Annotated in this window: 11 protein-coding genes; 8 read left to right on the forward strand and 3 right to left on the reverse strand. The window is 61.4% G+C overall.

What is annotated here, in order from left to right; genetic code table 11:
• The first annotated feature begins 60 nt into the window (after positions 1 to 60).
• From ACM6I7_RS00550 to ACM6I7_RS00565, 4 genes are all read left to right on the forward strand, one after another.
• Entirely contained in the window at positions 61 to 777 is a 717-nt protein-coding gene (locus ACM6I7_RS00550; RefSeq protein ID WP_007968289.1) for an MgtC/SapB family protein, read from the forward strand.
• A gap of 136 nt (positions 778 to 913) precedes the next feature.
• Positions 914 to 1,348 carry a chemotaxis protein CheY gene (locus ACM6I7_RS00555; protein ID WP_414887761.1) on the forward strand — a complete coding sequence of 145 codons (435 nt, stop codon included), beginning with the start codon at positions 914 to 916 and terminating at the stop codon, positions 1,346 to 1,348.
• 143 nt (positions 1,349 to 1,491) lie between these two features.
• Positions 1,492 to 2,124 (forward strand): response regulator, encoded by a 633-nt coding sequence (locus ACM6I7_RS00560; protein WP_414887762.1) that lies wholly within the window; start codon positions 1,492 to 1,494, stop codon positions 2,122 to 2,124.
• Positions 2,125 to 2,132: 8 nt separating this feature from the next.
• Entirely contained in the window at positions 2,133 to 5,351 is a 3,219-nt protein-coding gene (locus ACM6I7_RS00565; RefSeq protein WP_414887763.1) for a transporter substrate-binding domain-containing protein, read from the forward strand.
• 4 nt (positions 5,352 to 5,355) lie between these two features.
• Here the strand turns inward: ACM6I7_RS00565 and dkgB are convergent, their stop codons facing one another.
• Positions 5,356 to 6,159 (reverse strand): 2,5-didehydrogluconate reductase DkgB, encoded by an 804-nt coding sequence (gene dkgB, locus ACM6I7_RS00570; RefSeq protein ID WP_414887764.1) that lies wholly within the window; start codon positions 6,157 to 6,159, stop codon positions 5,356 to 5,358.
• A gap of 334 nt (positions 6,160 to 6,493) precedes the next feature.
• Here dkgB and ACM6I7_RS00575 point away from each other — a divergent pair, with 334 nt between their 5' ends.
• From ACM6I7_RS00575 to ACM6I7_RS00585, 3 genes are all read left to right on the forward strand, one after another.
• On the forward strand, positions 6,494 to 7,360 hold the full coding sequence (locus ACM6I7_RS00575; RefSeq protein ID WP_103369055.1) for a pirin family protein: 867 nt from the start codon (positions 6,494 to 6,496) through the stop codon (positions 7,358 to 7,360).
• A gap of 208 nt (positions 7,361 to 7,568) precedes the next feature.
• A complete protein-coding gene (locus ACM6I7_RS00580; RefSeq protein ID WP_414887765.1) occupies positions 7,569 to 9,011 on the forward strand; it encodes a mechanosensitive ion channel domain-containing protein in 1,443 nt (480 codons plus the stop codon).
• A gap of 97 nt (positions 9,012 to 9,108) precedes the next feature.
• Positions 9,109 to 9,549, forward strand: coding sequence for a carboxymuconolactone decarboxylase family protein (locus tag ACM6I7_RS00585; protein ID WP_027614017.1), 441 nt, complete (start codon positions 9,109 to 9,111; stop codon positions 9,547 to 9,549).
• Positions 9,550 to 9,681: 132 nt separating this feature from the next.
• Here the strand turns inward: ACM6I7_RS00585 and ACM6I7_RS00590 are convergent, their stop codons facing one another.
• Entirely contained in the window at positions 9,682 to 11,274 is a 1,593-nt protein-coding gene (locus ACM6I7_RS00590) for a DHA2 family efflux MFS transporter permease subunit (RefSeq protein ID WP_414887766.1), read from the reverse strand.
• Positions 11,271 to 12,392, reverse strand: coding sequence for an HlyD family secretion protein (locus ACM6I7_RS00595; RefSeq protein WP_098968020.1), 1,122 nt, complete (start codon positions 12,390 to 12,392; stop codon positions 11,271 to 11,273). Before ACM6I7_RS00595 ends, ACM6I7_RS00590 begins: the two co-directional genes overlap by 4 nt.
• A gap of 342 nt (positions 12,393 to 12,734) precedes the next feature.
• On the opposite strand from ACM6I7_RS00595, the gene ACM6I7_RS00600 reads away from it, so the two are divergent.
• The gene (locus tag ACM6I7_RS00600; protein ID WP_414887767.1) at positions 12,735 to 14,462 is read left to right on the forward strand and encodes a ShlB/FhaC/HecB family hemolysin secretion/activation protein; all 1,728 of its coding nucleotides are present in this window, start codon (positions 12,735 to 12,737) and stop codon (positions 14,460 to 14,462) included.
• Positions 14,463 to 14,572 lie beyond the last annotated feature (110 nt).

Below are 14,572 nucleotides of genomic sequence, written 5' to 3' on the forward strand. Positions count from 1 at the left end.
ACCGCTATCGCGAGCAGGCTCACTCCTACAGGGGATTCGGATGTTTTCAAGGACTAGACTATGCAAGCCATCAACAACCTCAACCTGACTTCTTTGCTCGACACGCTGGTCAGCCTCAGCGCAGCGTTCATCCTCGGTGGCCTGATCGGGTTCGAGCGCCAGTACCGGCAACGCACGGCGGGCCTGCGCACCAATGTGCTGGTGGCGGTCGGTGCGGCGATTTTCGTCGACATGGCCAACCGTCTCGGCGGTGCTGAAGGCGCGGTGCGGGTGGTCGCCTACGTGGTTTCCGGCATCGGCTTTCTCGGTGCCGGGGTGATCATGCGCGAAGAAGGCAACGTGCGCGGCCTCAACACCGCCGCGACCTTGTGGACTTCCGCCGCTGTCGGTGCCTGCGCCGGTGCCGACCTGCTGGCCGAAGCGGTGCTCGGCACGCTGTTCATCCTCGCTGCCAACACCTTGCTGCGGCCGATCGTCAACAACATCAACCGCCAGCCACTGGACGTGGTCTCGGCCGAAGTCACCAACATCGTTTACGTGATCGCCCGGCGCTCACAGCAGAAAGCCGTGTTCGCCCTGCTCGAAGCCGAGTTGGAACGCAGCAACTACCCGGCCAGCGACGTCGATGTACACGCCTTCGGTGCCGACGAAATCGAGATCGAAGCCACGCTGGCGACGACTTCGGTCGACGGCGATGAACTCGATGCGCTGGTGGCGCGGATTTCGACTTCAGCGCTGGTGGTGCAGGCGTTCTGGAGTCCGAGTACCACTGAATAAGGCAACAACGTCGGGCAGCCATTCGGCATGGCTCATGAGTGCGGATGAATGACCGGTTTTTTAGGAAAAGTCCTACAGAACTGCTCCTGAGGCTTGCGTAGTCTTGGCGCACCCGTCCACCTCCACGAGATCGAGCATGATCAATAAAGCCCTGCGTATCCTGATTGCCGATTCGCAGCATTTTTACCGGATGAAAATCGAGCGCCTGTTCAATGGTCTCGAATACTTCCGGGTTGCTCCGGTACAGAGTCTGCTTGAGCTGCTGACCCTGGTGGACTACGGCTGTGAACCGTTCGACGTCGTGGTCATCAACGCCGAGCTGGCGGCCGGATCGCTGGACCTGCCGGGGTTTTTCCTCAACAACCCGCAGGTGCGCCACGCCCTGATCTATAACGAGCCCTCGGCACCTGCGCCGACACCCGCAGGCTTTGCTCAGGAAAACCTGCAGATCAGCCATGTCGGCCTGCCCAATGCGGCCGCGATCAAGCACCTGATGGCGCGCGTCGACGTTGCCCCGGTGTGTGCTGCCAATGCCTGGAACCCGGCGCCAGCCTTGCAACGCCGGGCTTGAGCACGAATTACATTTTTGCGCAACTGTCAGATCTGACAGGTAGATACGACTGGCTTCCCGTGTAACAGTTCTTGCGCAGCCACCCCGGCCGGAACAGCCGATACCGGTGGCGCCATCGTCTTGTTTTTGCCCTGGGAGCGGTCATGAAGTCAGCGCTGATCGTCGACGATCATCCGGTGGTAAGGGCTGCCGTGAAACTCGTACTCGAAGCCGAAAGGTTCAAGGTGATTCACGAAGCATCGAACGCCAGCGAAGCCCTGGAGCTTAGCCGTGAGCACAAACCGGAACTGGTGATACTTGATCTCAAGTTGCCGGGGGTGGGTGGACTGGAAGCGTTGGAGCGGCTCAAGGCCAACGACCCCGAATGCAGGGTGCTGATTTTTACTTCTCAGGATCCGCTGCACTATCAGGATCGCTGTCTGCGTAGTGGCGCCATGGGTTACGTGGCTAAAACCAACCACTTGCTGCAATTGCACAAGGCTGTCCAGGCGCTGATGTCGGGCTACTCCTATTTTGCTGCACTGCCTGATAGCGGCTCTGTGTCGACCCCGTCGCACCGCAGCGAAAAACAGCTGATCGACGAGCTCTCCAACCGAGAACTGAACATTCTCGTGCAGTTGGCCCTGGGCAAGCCCAACAAGAAAATCGCCGCTGAAATGTTCCTCAGCCACAAGACCGTCAGCACCTACAAAACCCGCTTGATAAAAAAGCTCGGTCTGCACTCAAAGTCAGCGGTGTACTTGCGCGAATTCGCCAAGCGCAACGATTTGATCTGAGTAGCACAGTGAATCTGCGACGCTGGTGGTGCGTGCTCTGGTTGAGCATCACGGCCACCTGCTGGGCCAGTGAGTCGCCGCAGCCTCTTGAGTTGTTGAGCCAGGCAGCACTGGAGAACATTCAGGTCCCGCTCGACCCCCAGGATCAACAGTGGCTACGCCGCCATCCGACGTTGCGCATGGGGATTTCCGGGCCCGATTATCCACCGTTCGAGATCACGCGAAATCGGCAGGAGCTGGAAGGTCTCACCGCCGACTATGCCGAGCTGCTGGCGCAACTGCTCGGGGTGCGGATCGAGGTGCAACGCTACGCAAACCGCGACGCGGTGATGAGCGCACTCAAGCGCGGCGAACTCGATCTGCTGGGCACCTCGAACAATTTCGAGCTGGCCGATCCAGATTTCATCTTGTCGCGCCCCTATGCCGAAGACCAACCGATGCTGGTGACCCGGCTCGACGAAACGTTACCGGCCGACCTGACAGGCAAACGCATCGCCATGGTCGAGGACTATCTGCCGCTGACCAGCGTGCAGGCGTTCTACCCCGACGCGAAGGTGCAGCGTTACGCCTCGGCAATGGATGCGCTGGGTGCGGTAGCGTTTGGTGTCGATGACGGCTATCTCGGCGATCTGATCAGTGCCAATTACCTGATCAACACCAATTACCGCAATGACCTGCAACTGGCCGGGCCCTCGGGCCTGGATGCCAATCCCTTCGGTTTCGCCCTGCTGCGCAGTGAGGTGCGCCTCAAACGCATCATCGACAAGGCGCTGGCGGCGATTCCCATGGAGCGTCGTCAACTGATCGAGCAGCGCTGGAGCGCAGGGCGCGCGCAAATGGCCGCGCAGTCGCAGGTGCGCCTCAGTGCCAGCGAGCAGCAGTGGCTGGAGCAACATCCGCGGGTGCGGGTCGGCGTGATCGAAGACTTCGCACCGCTGACGTTTTTTGATGCCGACGGACGATTCAACGGGCTGTCGGCGCAGTTGCTCAACCTGATCAGTCAGCGTACCGGGCTGCAATTCGAGGTGGTTCGGGGGCGTTCGCTGGACCGCCAGATCGAACAGCTCAAGGCGGGTGAGCTCGACGTGCTGCCGGTGGTGACCCCGAGCAGCGAACGCGAAGCCGAGCTGCAATTCACTCGCGCCTACCTGAACAATCCGTTCGTGCTGGTCAGTGCGACAACCGCGGGTAGTCCGCGCAGCCTCATTGATCTGCCGGGCAAGCGCCTGGCGATTTATCGCGGTCATCCGTTGCGCGGCTACATTTTGCAGAGAGTGCCCGGGATCCGTCTGGTGGAGGTGCGCAGCCCGGCCGACGGCATGGAACTGATCACCAAGGGGCAGGCCGACGCGACCGTCAGCTCACTGCTGGTGGCGCGTTTTCTGATCGCCCGCCATTATCGCGAACGCCTGCGCATCACCAACACGATCGGCGATCAGCCGGCACGCATTGCGCTGGCGACCGCAGCGCAGGATACGTCGCTGCACACGATTCTGAACAAGGCGTTGCTGAGCATCGCGCCGCAGCAGATGGACGAACTGGTCGAGCGCTGGAGCCATGACGTGGTCGTGGAAGAGAGCTACTGGCAGCGTCATCGCCGCGAAATCCTGCTGGCGTTTGCCGGTGCGGCAGGGCTGCTGTTGCTGGCTTTGGCCTGGATCGGTTTTCAGCGCTCGCAGCTGCGTCAGCGTCAGCAGTGGCTGCACCAGTTGCAGCAGGCCAAGGATGCCGCCGACGACGCCAATCGGGCCAAGACTACGTTTCTGGCGACCATGAGCCATGAAATCCGCACGCCGATGAATGCCCTGATCGGCATGCTCGAAATGGCCCTCAAACGTGCCGAGGAGGGCGTCACCGACAATCTGGCAATCGAGCTCGCGTCCGCTGCCGGCCAGCAATTACTGGGGTTGATCGGCGATATTCTCGACATCGCGCGTATCGAGTCCGGGCATCTGTCCCTCGCGCCGGAGCGGGCCAATCTGCGCGAACAAGTGATCGCGGTGTGTCGCGTATTCGAAGGACTGGCGCGGGAGAAACGCCTGCTGTGGCAGGTCGAACTGGATGCGCACAGTGACGTCGACGTCATGCTCGACCCGACACGCTTCAAGCAAGTGCTGTCAAACCTGTTGAGCAACGCGATCAAGTTCACCGAGCAGGGTCAGGTGAGCCTGCATTTGTCATGCTCTGCGATGCCGTCCGGGATCCTGGCGGTCGCGGTGGTGATTGCAGACAGCGGAATCGGCATCAGTGCCGATGACCGCAAACGCCTGTTCAGTCCGTTCGTCCAGGCCGCTAACCAGGGCCAGTCAGCGCGTAGCGGCTCGGGACTGGGCCTGGTGATCAGCCGTAACCTCTGCGAAATGATGGGCGGCACACTGCACCTGGACAGCGAGCCGGTGCATGGAACGCGGGTTGAGGTAAACCTGCAATTGCCGCTGTTGACCGCGCTCGAACCCGAGACGGCAGGCCCGCAAGTGGCGGACACGCCAGCGCGTTCGCTGAGCGTGCTGGTGGTGGACGATCATCCGGTCAACCGCTTGCTCCTGTGCCGGCAACTGAGTGAGCTGGGCCACGCTACGGTCGATGTCGAGGATGGTGAGCTGGGCTTGCAGCGCTGGCGAACACAGGCTTTCGATGTGCTGATCACCGATTGCAACATGCCCCGGCGCAACGGTTACGAACTCGCTCGGACACTTCGTGAAGAAGAGGCGGCGAACGGTCGTGCACGCTGCCTGATCCTCGGCTTCACTGCCAACGCGCAGGTCGAGGAGAAAGTCCGTTGTCTTGAGGCCGGCATGGACGATTGTCTGTTCAAGCCGATTCGCTTGCACGATCTGCAACAGGCATTGAAGACGGCCAGCCGCGGCGACAGTGATCAGCTGTCGAACCCGACACCGCCGCTGCCTGAGATCGACCTGAGCGCGCTTGAGCAGATGGCCGGGGACAATCCTGCAGTGATGCAACGCCTGCGCGAACAAGTGTTGCGCAGTCTGCACGAGGATCTGCAACGGCTGGACGCTGCGCGCCAGCCACAGGATCTGAGCGAATTAAGCACCCTGGCGCATCACATCAAGGGCGGTGCGCAAATGGTCGGTGCCGCGCGGGTGGCGGCGGCGTGCGCGGAGCTCGAACAGGCGTGCCGCGACGCCGAAACCCTGGCTGTCCACCGCTCGGCGGATGCGCTGCGCACGGCCATGCTCGGCCTTGCGCAGCATCTTCAGGGCTGAGCGATCAATCCCACTGCGGGGCAATGCCTTTCGGGCTGGTCAGACGATGGCCGCGCTCCAGACCGGCGATCAGCGCCATGTCGGATTCGCTCAGGGTCAGCGTAGTGGCGCCGAGGTTGCTTTGCAGGTTGGCGCGTTTGGTCGACGATGGAATCACCGCGTAACCCGACTGCATCGCCCAGGCCAGGGTGACTTGCGCCGGGGTCGCTTGCAGGCGTTGAGCAATCTGCTGGATCACCGGATCCTTCAGCACTTCGCCATAGGCGAGGGTCATGTAGGAGGTGATCTGGATGCCTTGGCTGCGGGCGAACTCGACCACTTTGCGATTTTGCATGTACGGGTGCAGCTCGATCTGGTTGGTGGCGATGTTTTCCGCGCCGACCGCTGCGATGGCCTGTTGCATCAGCTCGATGGTGAAGTTGGACACTCCGATCTGCCGGGTCAGGCCCAGACGCTTGGCTTCGAGCAGCGCGCCCATGTATTCGGCGACCGGCACCTGATCTTCCGGCGACGGCCAGTGGATCAGTGTCAGATCGAGGTAATCGGTCTGCAATTTCTGCAGGCTTTCCTTGAGGCTGTCGATCAGACGGTCCTTGGCGAAGTTGGCGATCCAGATCTTGCTGGTGATGAACAGCTCTTCGCGAGCAATGCCGCTGGCGGCGATGGCCTGGCCGACCTCGGCTTCGTTCTCGTAGATCTGCGCGGTGTCGATGGCGCGGTAACCGAGTTCAAGGCCGGTGCGCACCGAATCGATGACCACCTGACCTTGCAGGCGAAACGTACCCAGACCAAAAGCGGGAACAGACATTGATGACTCCAGGGTTGCAGTGGGAATGGGCAGGAGTATCCGCGTCTGCGTGCTTGGGAAAAACCGCTGCTGGGGCAAAGCACTGTTGAGCAGAAGTCATGAATCTTTTGCCGCCGGCAACACTCCTGTAGGAGCTGCGGCACGCTGCGATCTTTTGATCTTGTTTTTCAGGATCAACAGATCGCAGCGTGCCGCAGCTCCTACAGGGCTTTGTGGATAGGTGCAGCACTGTTCTATAAGTGGAACAGTAAGGCCGGTTTTTACCGTCTAGTCCTTCAGCCGTCATGGATTTATGCTCAATCCATTGCGTCACCCACCTTTTCTGGAGGCAACCATGAAAAACATCATCGGTATCTACACCAGCCCTCGCGGCCATTGGGTCGGCGATGGTTTCCCGGTGCGCACCCTGTTTTCCTATGACAACCTGGGCAAACACATCAGCCCGTTCCTGCTGCTCGATCACGCAGGTCCGGCCGAATTCACCCCGACCACCGAGCGCCGTGGCGTCGGCCAGCACCCGCACCGTGGTTTTGAAACGGTGACCATCGTCTACGACGGCGAAGTGCAGCACCGCGACTCCACCGGCAGCGGCGGCACCATCGGCCCCGGCGATGTGCAGTGGATGACCGCCGCGTCCGGGATCCTCCACGAGGAGTTCCACTCGGATGATTTCGCCAGAACCGGCGGCAAGCTGGAAATGGTGCAGCTGTGGGTTAACCTGCCGGCCAAGGACAAAATGGCTGCGCCCGGCTACCAGACCATTCTCGACGGCGATATTCCGAATATCGCGCTGAAAGACGATGCCGGCCGGCTGCGGCTGATCGCTGGTGAGTTCGATGGGCATAAAGGCCCGTCGCACACTTTCACGCCGATCGACGTCTGGGACCTGCGGCTCAATGCCGGCAAGTTGCTGACGCTCGATCTGCACGAGGGACGCAACACCGCGCTGGTGCTGTTGAAAGGTTCGGTGCAGATCAACGGTGTGGAAACCGCAGGTGTCGGGCAGTTGGTGCTGTTCGAGCGCGACGGCCGTCAGTTGACCCTTGAGGCCAGTGAAGATGCGGTGGTGTTGTTGCTCAGCGGCGAGCCAATCGACGAACCAATTGTCGGCCATGGCCCGTTCGTGATGAACACCGAGCAGGAAATTCATCAGGCATTCGCCGACTTCCAGTCGGGACGTTTTGGCCGGATGCACGGGTAAATTTCACCCCTGTGGGAGCGGGCTTGCTCGCGAAAGCGCAGTGCCAGTCAATGCATGTCTGACTGATCCACCGCCTTCGCGAGCAGGCTCGCTCCCACAGGGGTTTTCCGGTGTTTTTGTGCTGGTGTTCTGCCTCTGAAATCAATTACTCCTACACTTGCCCAATCTGTGCGATCTTCTCGCGACCGGGCCCTGTCGGAGTGCTTTGATGTTGTCTTTTTTGACCGAACATCCGTTGTTTTGCGCGTTGATCCTGATCCTCCTCGATCTCGGGCTGTGGCGCCTGATCAGCTCCCGTGGCAGCGAGTGGAAGCTGCTGGTGCGGGTACTGATTTTCAGCCTGTTCAGCGTGCTGTTGTTCAACGAAGGCCTCAATCCGATGGAGCCGGCGCCGTGGGCCGACAACGTGCCGCTGCACCTGGCGGCGACCGGCTTGCAGATCGGCTGGTGGCTGTTTGGCGCGCGCACCCTGACCGTGCTGATCGGTGCGGTGATGATGCAGCGGGTCGGGCACACCGGACGGCTGTTGCAGGATCTGCTCGGTGCGGTGATTTTCCTGATCGCCATTATCGCGGCCCTGGCCTACGTGCTGGATCTGCCGGTCAAAGGTGTGCTGGCGACGTCCGGGGCCTTGGCGATCATCGTCGGTCTGGCGTTGCAGAGCACCCTCAGCGATGTGTTTTCCGGGATCGTGCTCAACACCACCAAGCCCTATCAGATCGATGACTGGATCTCGATCGATGGCACTGAAGGCCGGGTTATCGATATCGACTGGCGCGCCACGCGTTTGCAGACCAGTCAGGGCAGCATGGCGGTGATTCCCAACTCGCTGGCGGCCAAGGCCAAGATCATCAACTTCAGCCGTCCGAGCAACATGTTCGGGGTGGCCGTCAGTGTCCAGGTCAGCCCGCATGTCCGGCCCAGTACGGTGATCGACGCGCTGGAGCGGGCGATGCAGGGTTGCCGTCCGCTGCTGGACAATCCCTCGCCAAGCGTCGCGCTGAAAAGCTCCAGCAGCGCCGGCGCGGAATATGAAATCAGCGGTTTTGTCTCGTCGATGGATCAGAAGCGCTCGGTGCGCAATCAGCTGTTCGATCTGGCTTACCGGCATCTGCAGGCGTCCGGGATCAATCTGTTGTCGAGTGTCGAACCGATCGTCGCCGGCAACCTCTCGCGGCCGCGGGCGCTGCTCGACAGTTCGCCGATTTTCTCCACGCTGCGCCAGGAAGAGAAAGACACCTTCAGCCAGAACATGACCCTGCAAACCTTCCGTGCCGGCGAGACGATCCTCGAAGCCGGGGAGGTCAGCGATCATTTGTTCATCATCGAATCGGGCGTGGTCAGCGTGACCTTGACTCGCCATGGCAGCCCGTTCGAATCCGGGCGCATGGGGCCGGGGGAGGTGATCGGCGAGGCCGGCATTCTCTCCGATTCGTCGGTGCCGGCGACCTTCGCGGCGAAAACCTTCTGCGCGTTGTATCGCATCGAGAAGACCTACCTGAAGCCGTGTCTGGATGCCCGCCACGACATCAACGAGGCGATGAAAGCCTTGCTCGATTATCGCCTGCACAAGGCTCAGACCCTGACCCAGGACGTGCCGCCCGTGGTGGCGAAAACCGGGTTCCTGCACTGGTTGCGCAATCGCGTGTGACAGGGTGGTCTACTCGTCTTCCGGGAGATTGGCTATTTGTCCGGGGCAAGTGCGGGACTACCTTAGTCACACATTCACTGGCCCCGGAAACTCAATCATGAAAGCTCGTACCGATTTCTACACCGCCTCCCCAGACGCCCTGAAAGCGATGATCGCCCTGGAAACCGCGGTCTCGAAACTGCCGCTGGAAAAGACCCTGATCGAACTGGTCAAGCTGCGCGCTTCGCAGATCAACGGCTGTGCGTTCTGCATCGACATGCACACCGCTGACGCGATCAAGGGCGGCGAAACCCCGCGTCGACTGTTCGCCGTGACCGCGTGGCGTGAAGCGCCATTCTTCACCGAGCGTGAGCGCGCTGCGCTGCTGTGGACCGAATCGCTGACCCAGCTGAGCCTGACCCACGCCCCGGACGAAGACTACGACATCGTCGCGGCGCAATTCACGCCCAAGGAAATGGTCGACCTGAGCGTGGCGATCAGCACCATCAACAGCTGGAACCGTCTGGCGGTGGGCTTCCGCAAAACCCCGCAGCTCTAAGCCCCAGACACAATCTTTTGTAGGAGTGAGCCTGCTCGCGATAGCGATTATCCGTTCAACATTAATGTTGAATGAACTGGCGCCATCGCGAGCAGGCTCACTCCTACAGGGGGCATGCATTGCAGATCTGGATCAATGCCCATCCGCACTCGGCGCGGCCGGTGGTTGTACCTTGCGCATCAAGGGCACCATCGCCGTGGCGATGATGAAGCACAGCATGATCATCAAAAAGGTGTCGCCGTAGGTCTGGGTCTGCGCCTCGCGGTAGGTCAGTAGCCACAGTTGACGCAGGCCGGCGGTGACGCCGACGTCACCGCTCTGACCCAGCGTCGCCAGGTTGCCACCGACCTGCGCCAGCCACTGATTCATCGCCTCGTTGCTGCTGTTCAAATGCTCGGCCAAGCGGGTGAAGTGCAAGTTGGTGCGGTCATTGAGAATGGTCGCGCACGCGGCAATGCCGATGGCTCCGCCCAGATTGCGCATCAGGTTGAACAGCCCCGAAGCGTGCTTCAAGCGCGCCGGTGCCAAACCTCCCAGAGTCAGTGTCACTGCCGGCGGCACCGCCAGTTGCTGGGCGATCCCGCGCAGCGCTTGCGGCAGCATCAACTGGCCGGAACCCCAGTCATGGGTGATCGGACTGAACTCCCACATCGACACGGCAAACAGGCCCAGGCCGATCATCATGATCCAGCGCAAATCCATGCGATTGGCGAGAAAGGCGTACAGCGGAATCGCCATGATCTGGAACACCCCGGTGGAAAAAACCGCCAGACCAATGTCCAGCGCGCTGTAGCCACGCACCCGTCCAAGAAACAGCGGAGTCAGGTAAATCGTTGCGAACAGACCGATCCCGGTGACAAAGGAAAAGAAACAGCCCAGGGCAAAATTGCGATCCTTGAGTGCGCGCAGATCGACGATCGGATTGGCCACGTGCAAGGTGCGTCCGATGAAGGCCAGACCCGCCAGACCGCTGATCCATGCCGTGGTCAGAATCGTTTGATCGCTGAACCAGTTCCAGCGCGGGCCTTCTTCGAGGGTGTATTCCAGACAGCCGAGAAACAGCGCGAGAAACACCATGCTCAGGTAGTCCGCGCCCTTGAGCAGCGACAGTTCCGGCTGGTCGATTTTCACCAGCATCGGCACGGCCACCGCAACGAAAATTCCCGGCACCAGGTTGATGTAGAACAGCCAGTGCCATGAGGAAATGTCGGTGATCCAGCCGCCGATCACCGGACCCAGGGTCGGCGCCAGCGAAGCCACCGCACCGATGGTCGCGGCGGCGATCACCCGTTGTTTGCCACTGAAGAAAAAGAACGCGGTGGTGAACACCAACGGAATCATCGAGCCGCCAAGAAAGCCTTGCAGCGCGCGAAAGGCGATCATGCTCTGGATGTTCCAGGCCACGCCGCAGAGCAGGCTGGCCAGAGTAAAACCGACCGCCGAGGCGCAGAACAGCCAGCGTGTGGAGAACACCCGCGACAGCCAGCCCGACAGCGGGATCACGATGATTTCGGCGATCAGGTAACTGGTCTGCACCCACGCGGTTTCGTCGGTGCCGGCCGAGAGTCCGCCGCCGATGTCGCGCAGCGAGGCCGAGACGATCTGGATGTCCAGCAGCGCAATGAACATGCCGATGCACATCGTGGCGAAGGCGAAAACTTTGGTCGCGGTGGCCATGTCGGCGGCGTTGAACGGTTGCGCCGGGGCGGTGAGGGCGGTGCTCATGGCGCGACGGCCACGGCGCTGGTTTCGGCTTGCGCGCGGGTGTCGACTTCAGCGGTCACCGATAGCCCCGGCCGCAGATGGCCGAGCACGCCATCAGCCGGATCGAGGAGGATTCGCACCGGTACCCGCTGGACGATTTTGGTGAAGTTGCCGGTGGCGTTCTCCGGCGGTAGCACGCTGAATTGCGAGCCGGTGGCGGGGGCGAGGCTGTCGAGGCGGCCGTGGAATTCCTGGCCGGAGAGCACGTCGGCACGGATGCTCACCCGTTGCCCGGGTTTCATCCGCGCCAGTTGATCCTCCTTGAAATTGGCATCGACCCACAGACCGCTGGCCGGCACCACCGACAGCTGTTGCGAACCCGCCTGGGCATAGGCGCCGACCCGCGCGCGGCGGTTGCCGATCACGCCATCAACCGGCGCGCGCAGTTCGGTGTAGCCGAGATTCAACTGCGCCAGATCACGCTCGGCCCGGGCTTGTTGCAGGGCGGCGCGGGCCTGTTGTTTCTGGGTGTCGATCACCGCCAGTTGGCGCTGGGCGGCAAGCAGTTCGGCCTGGGCGCGGGCACTCAGGGCCTGGGCGGTCTTGAAGGTGGCGTCGGCGCGTTGGGCGCTTTCCACCGACACGGCATTGGTGCTGACCAGACGTTTGTAACGCGCATTGTCATCCCGCGAGCGGGCGGTTTCGGCACCGGCGGCATCGATGCCGGCGCGGGCCTGGCCGATCACCGCTTGCTGCAGTTGTTCAGTGGCATCGAGGTTGGCCAGCAGCGCCTCTTCGGCGGCAACCGCGCCTTCGGCTTTGGCGAGATTGGCACGATAGTCGCGCGCATCGAGGCGGATCAGCACGTCGCCGGCCTTCACCGATTGGTTGTCGCTGACCAGCACTTCTTCGATGTAACCGGCGACCTTCGGCCCGATCACCGTCACGTCGCCACCGATGTAGGCATCGTCAGTCTCTTCAAGAAAACGCCCGGTGCCCCACCAATGACTGGCGTAAACGCCGACCACGACCAGCGCGACCAGGCCAGAGCCGGTCAGCAGCAGGCGTTTGCGCAGTGGCGGTTTGGCGGGGGTGACCGGGGCAGACAGGTCTGGCTCAACGGTTGGCATGCTGGTCATGGCGTAATACCTGCGGAAACGGGCTGTTATTACGGCTGTAATATGACGCAAGTAATATTTTGTGGCAATTATGTTTTTGTGCCAATCGTCAGTTGCTTACCCGGCCTCGGGGTTTGGAGCGGTTTCGATTCATGACGGCGCCAGTAATATGGGCCAAATCTTCAAGAACTCAATGAAAGCCCTCGGGGAACCCCTGATGGCGTGGCGTTGAACACAGCAAAATCAAATGTTTAAGAAATGTAAGCGTTGTAGGAAGCGTCTTGCATTTGTGTAGGAAGGCTCTGACTATCACTCGCATTGATGAGGTGGCATTACGCTACTTTATGATTGCAAGGATGTTGCGTGTCGTATTTGCTTTGCGCTGTTTTCCGTCGTCGTTCCACGCTTTGCCCGCTGTTGTCGGCCTTTGTGTTGAGTGTGTGTGCCTCCTCGATTCAAGCGGCTGATCCTGTTGCGCCGGGCCAGGAAGTGCTGCGCCAGCAGCAACAGCAACAGCGCGATCTGCAACAACTGCAAATGGAACAGCGCAAGCGCCAACTGGAGCGCGGTGCGTTCGGCCCGGCACCGGTCACCCCGGCGATCCCGCAGACAGTCGCCCCCGATGAGCGTTGCTGGCCGCTAAGTGGGACGCGCATCGGCGGTGTCACGCTGATCGACAGCGACAAACTCAACGCCCGGATCAAACCGCTGCTGGCGCCGTGCATGGGCGTCGGCCAGATCAACCATTTGCTGGCGACCATCACCGCGGCCTACGTCGAGCAGGGCTACATCGCCAGCCGCCCGTACCTGTTGAGCGCGCCAGCGGCGGGGCAGTCGCTGGACATCATGATCGACGAGGGCTACATCGAGTCCATCGAGCTGGCCGATCAGAGCCTGCCCGTTTCGCTGGGTGGCGCGTTCCCGCACATGCTCGGCCAGCCGCTGAACCTGCGCGATCTGGAGCAGGGTCTGGATCAGTTGAACCGTTTGCGCTCGATTGACCTGACCGCCGACATCGCCCCCGGCAGCCAGCCCGGCGCGTCGCGAATCATCCTGCGCTCGCGCACTTCCGGGCAGTCGCGCTGGGCGTTGGGCCTGGGCATGGACAACCTTGGCAGCGCCAGCACCGGGCGTGATCGCGACAGCGTCAGCCTGAGCTTCGACAGCCCGCTGCAACTCAACGATCTGTTGAGCCTCAGTGCCAGCGACACGTTGAATCAGGGCGACCGCTACAGTCGCAACGCCAGCCTGTATTACGCGATTCCCTACGGCTACTGGACCTACAGCGCATTCGCCAGCCACGCCGAATATCGCGCGCCGTTCAAACTGCCCAGCGCGACCTTGTACAGCACCGGCATCACCGATCAACTGAGCCTGCGCGCCGACCGCGTGTTGTGGCGCGACCAGAGTCGCCAGCTCAGCGCCAACCTGCAACTGGCGCACAAAGACGTCGACAGCTATCTGGAAAATGTCCGTCTGGGCATTCAAAGCCCGACCCTGACCGTGGCCGAAGCCGGACTCAATCTGTTCTGGCTCGACCGTGCGGTGTGGAACCTCGACTTCACCTATTCGCAAGGCCTGCGCTGGCTGGGCGCCGATGACGACGCCAATCATGCGGTCAACAATTTGCCCAAAGCGCAGTTTCGCAAGTACCGCGCCGGCCTCAGCCAGTGGCGCAACGGCCAGTTCGGCGCGCAAGCGTGGCAGTGGCAGAGTCAGCTCAATCTGCAATACAGCCCCGACCCGTTACCGGCCATCGAACAGTTGCTCGGCACCGATGATTCGGCGGTGCGCGGCTATCGGGTCAGCAGCGCATCCGGTGCCAGCGGCGCGATCTGGCGCAACACCTTGCGTCTGCCGCTGCGCAGCGATTGGCCGGTGCAGATCACCCCGCGCGTGGGCCTGGACATCGGCTGGCTCAAGGCCGACCAGGGCGCTCAGGGCCAACGCCTGAGCGGTGCCAGCGTTGGGCTGAATCTGGGCTGGAAGAATCTGCAAGTGGACGTCGATTACCAACGCGCCCTCAACACCCCCAACGGTTTGCAGCACGAGCCAGAGACCTGGCTGATGCGCGTGGGGTTGCAGATATGAGCACCAGCGAGACTCATCAAGCAGTGAAAAAACCGCCGTCGGATCTGAGCGCGACAGCCACGGCCAAGACTAAATCGCGCGCCGTGATGCCGTACTTACATGGAGACGTT

This window comes from Pseudomonas sp. IT-93MI4, from assembly GCF_949767635.1.
Lineage (GTDB): Bacteria > Pseudomonadota > Gammaproteobacteria > Pseudomonadales > Pseudomonadaceae > Aquipseudomonas > Aquipseudomonas putida_A.

Excerpts from the sequence above, each read along its gene's own strand:
- ACM6I7_RS00550 (WP_007968289.1), top strand. The coding sequence starts at position 61 with ATGCAAGCCATCAACAACCTCAACCTGACTTCTTTGCTCGACACGCTG.
- ACM6I7_RS00555 (WP_414887761.1), top strand. The coding sequence starts at position 914 with ATGATCAATAAAGCCCTGCGTATCCTGATTGCCGATTCGCAGCATTTT.
- ACM6I7_RS00560 (WP_414887762.1), top strand. The coding sequence starts at position 1,492 with ATGAAGTCAGCGCTGATCGTCGACGATCATCCGGTGGTAAGGGCTGCC.
- dkgB (WP_414887764.1), bottom strand. The coding sequence starts at position 6,159 with ATGTCTGTTCCCGCTTTTGGTCTGGGTACGTTTCGCCTGCAAGGTCAG.
- ACM6I7_RS00575 (WP_103369055.1), top strand. The coding sequence starts at position 6,494 with ATGAAAAACATCATCGGTATCTACACCAGCCCTCGCGGCCATTGGGTC.
- ACM6I7_RS00580 (WP_414887765.1), top strand. The coding sequence starts at position 7,569 with ATGTTGTCTTTTTTGACCGAACATCCGTTGTTTTGCGCGTTGATCCTG.
- ACM6I7_RS00585 (WP_027614017.1), top strand. The coding sequence starts at position 9,109 with ATGAAAGCTCGTACCGATTTCTACACCGCCTCCCCAGACGCCCTGAAA.
- ACM6I7_RS00590 (WP_414887766.1), bottom strand. The coding sequence starts at position 11,274 with ATGAGCACCGCCCTCACCGCCCCGGCGCAACCGTTCAACGCCGCCGAC.
- ACM6I7_RS00595 (WP_098968020.1), bottom strand. The coding sequence starts at position 12,392 with ATGACCAGCATGCCAACCGTTGAGCCAGACCTGTCTGCCCCGGTCACC.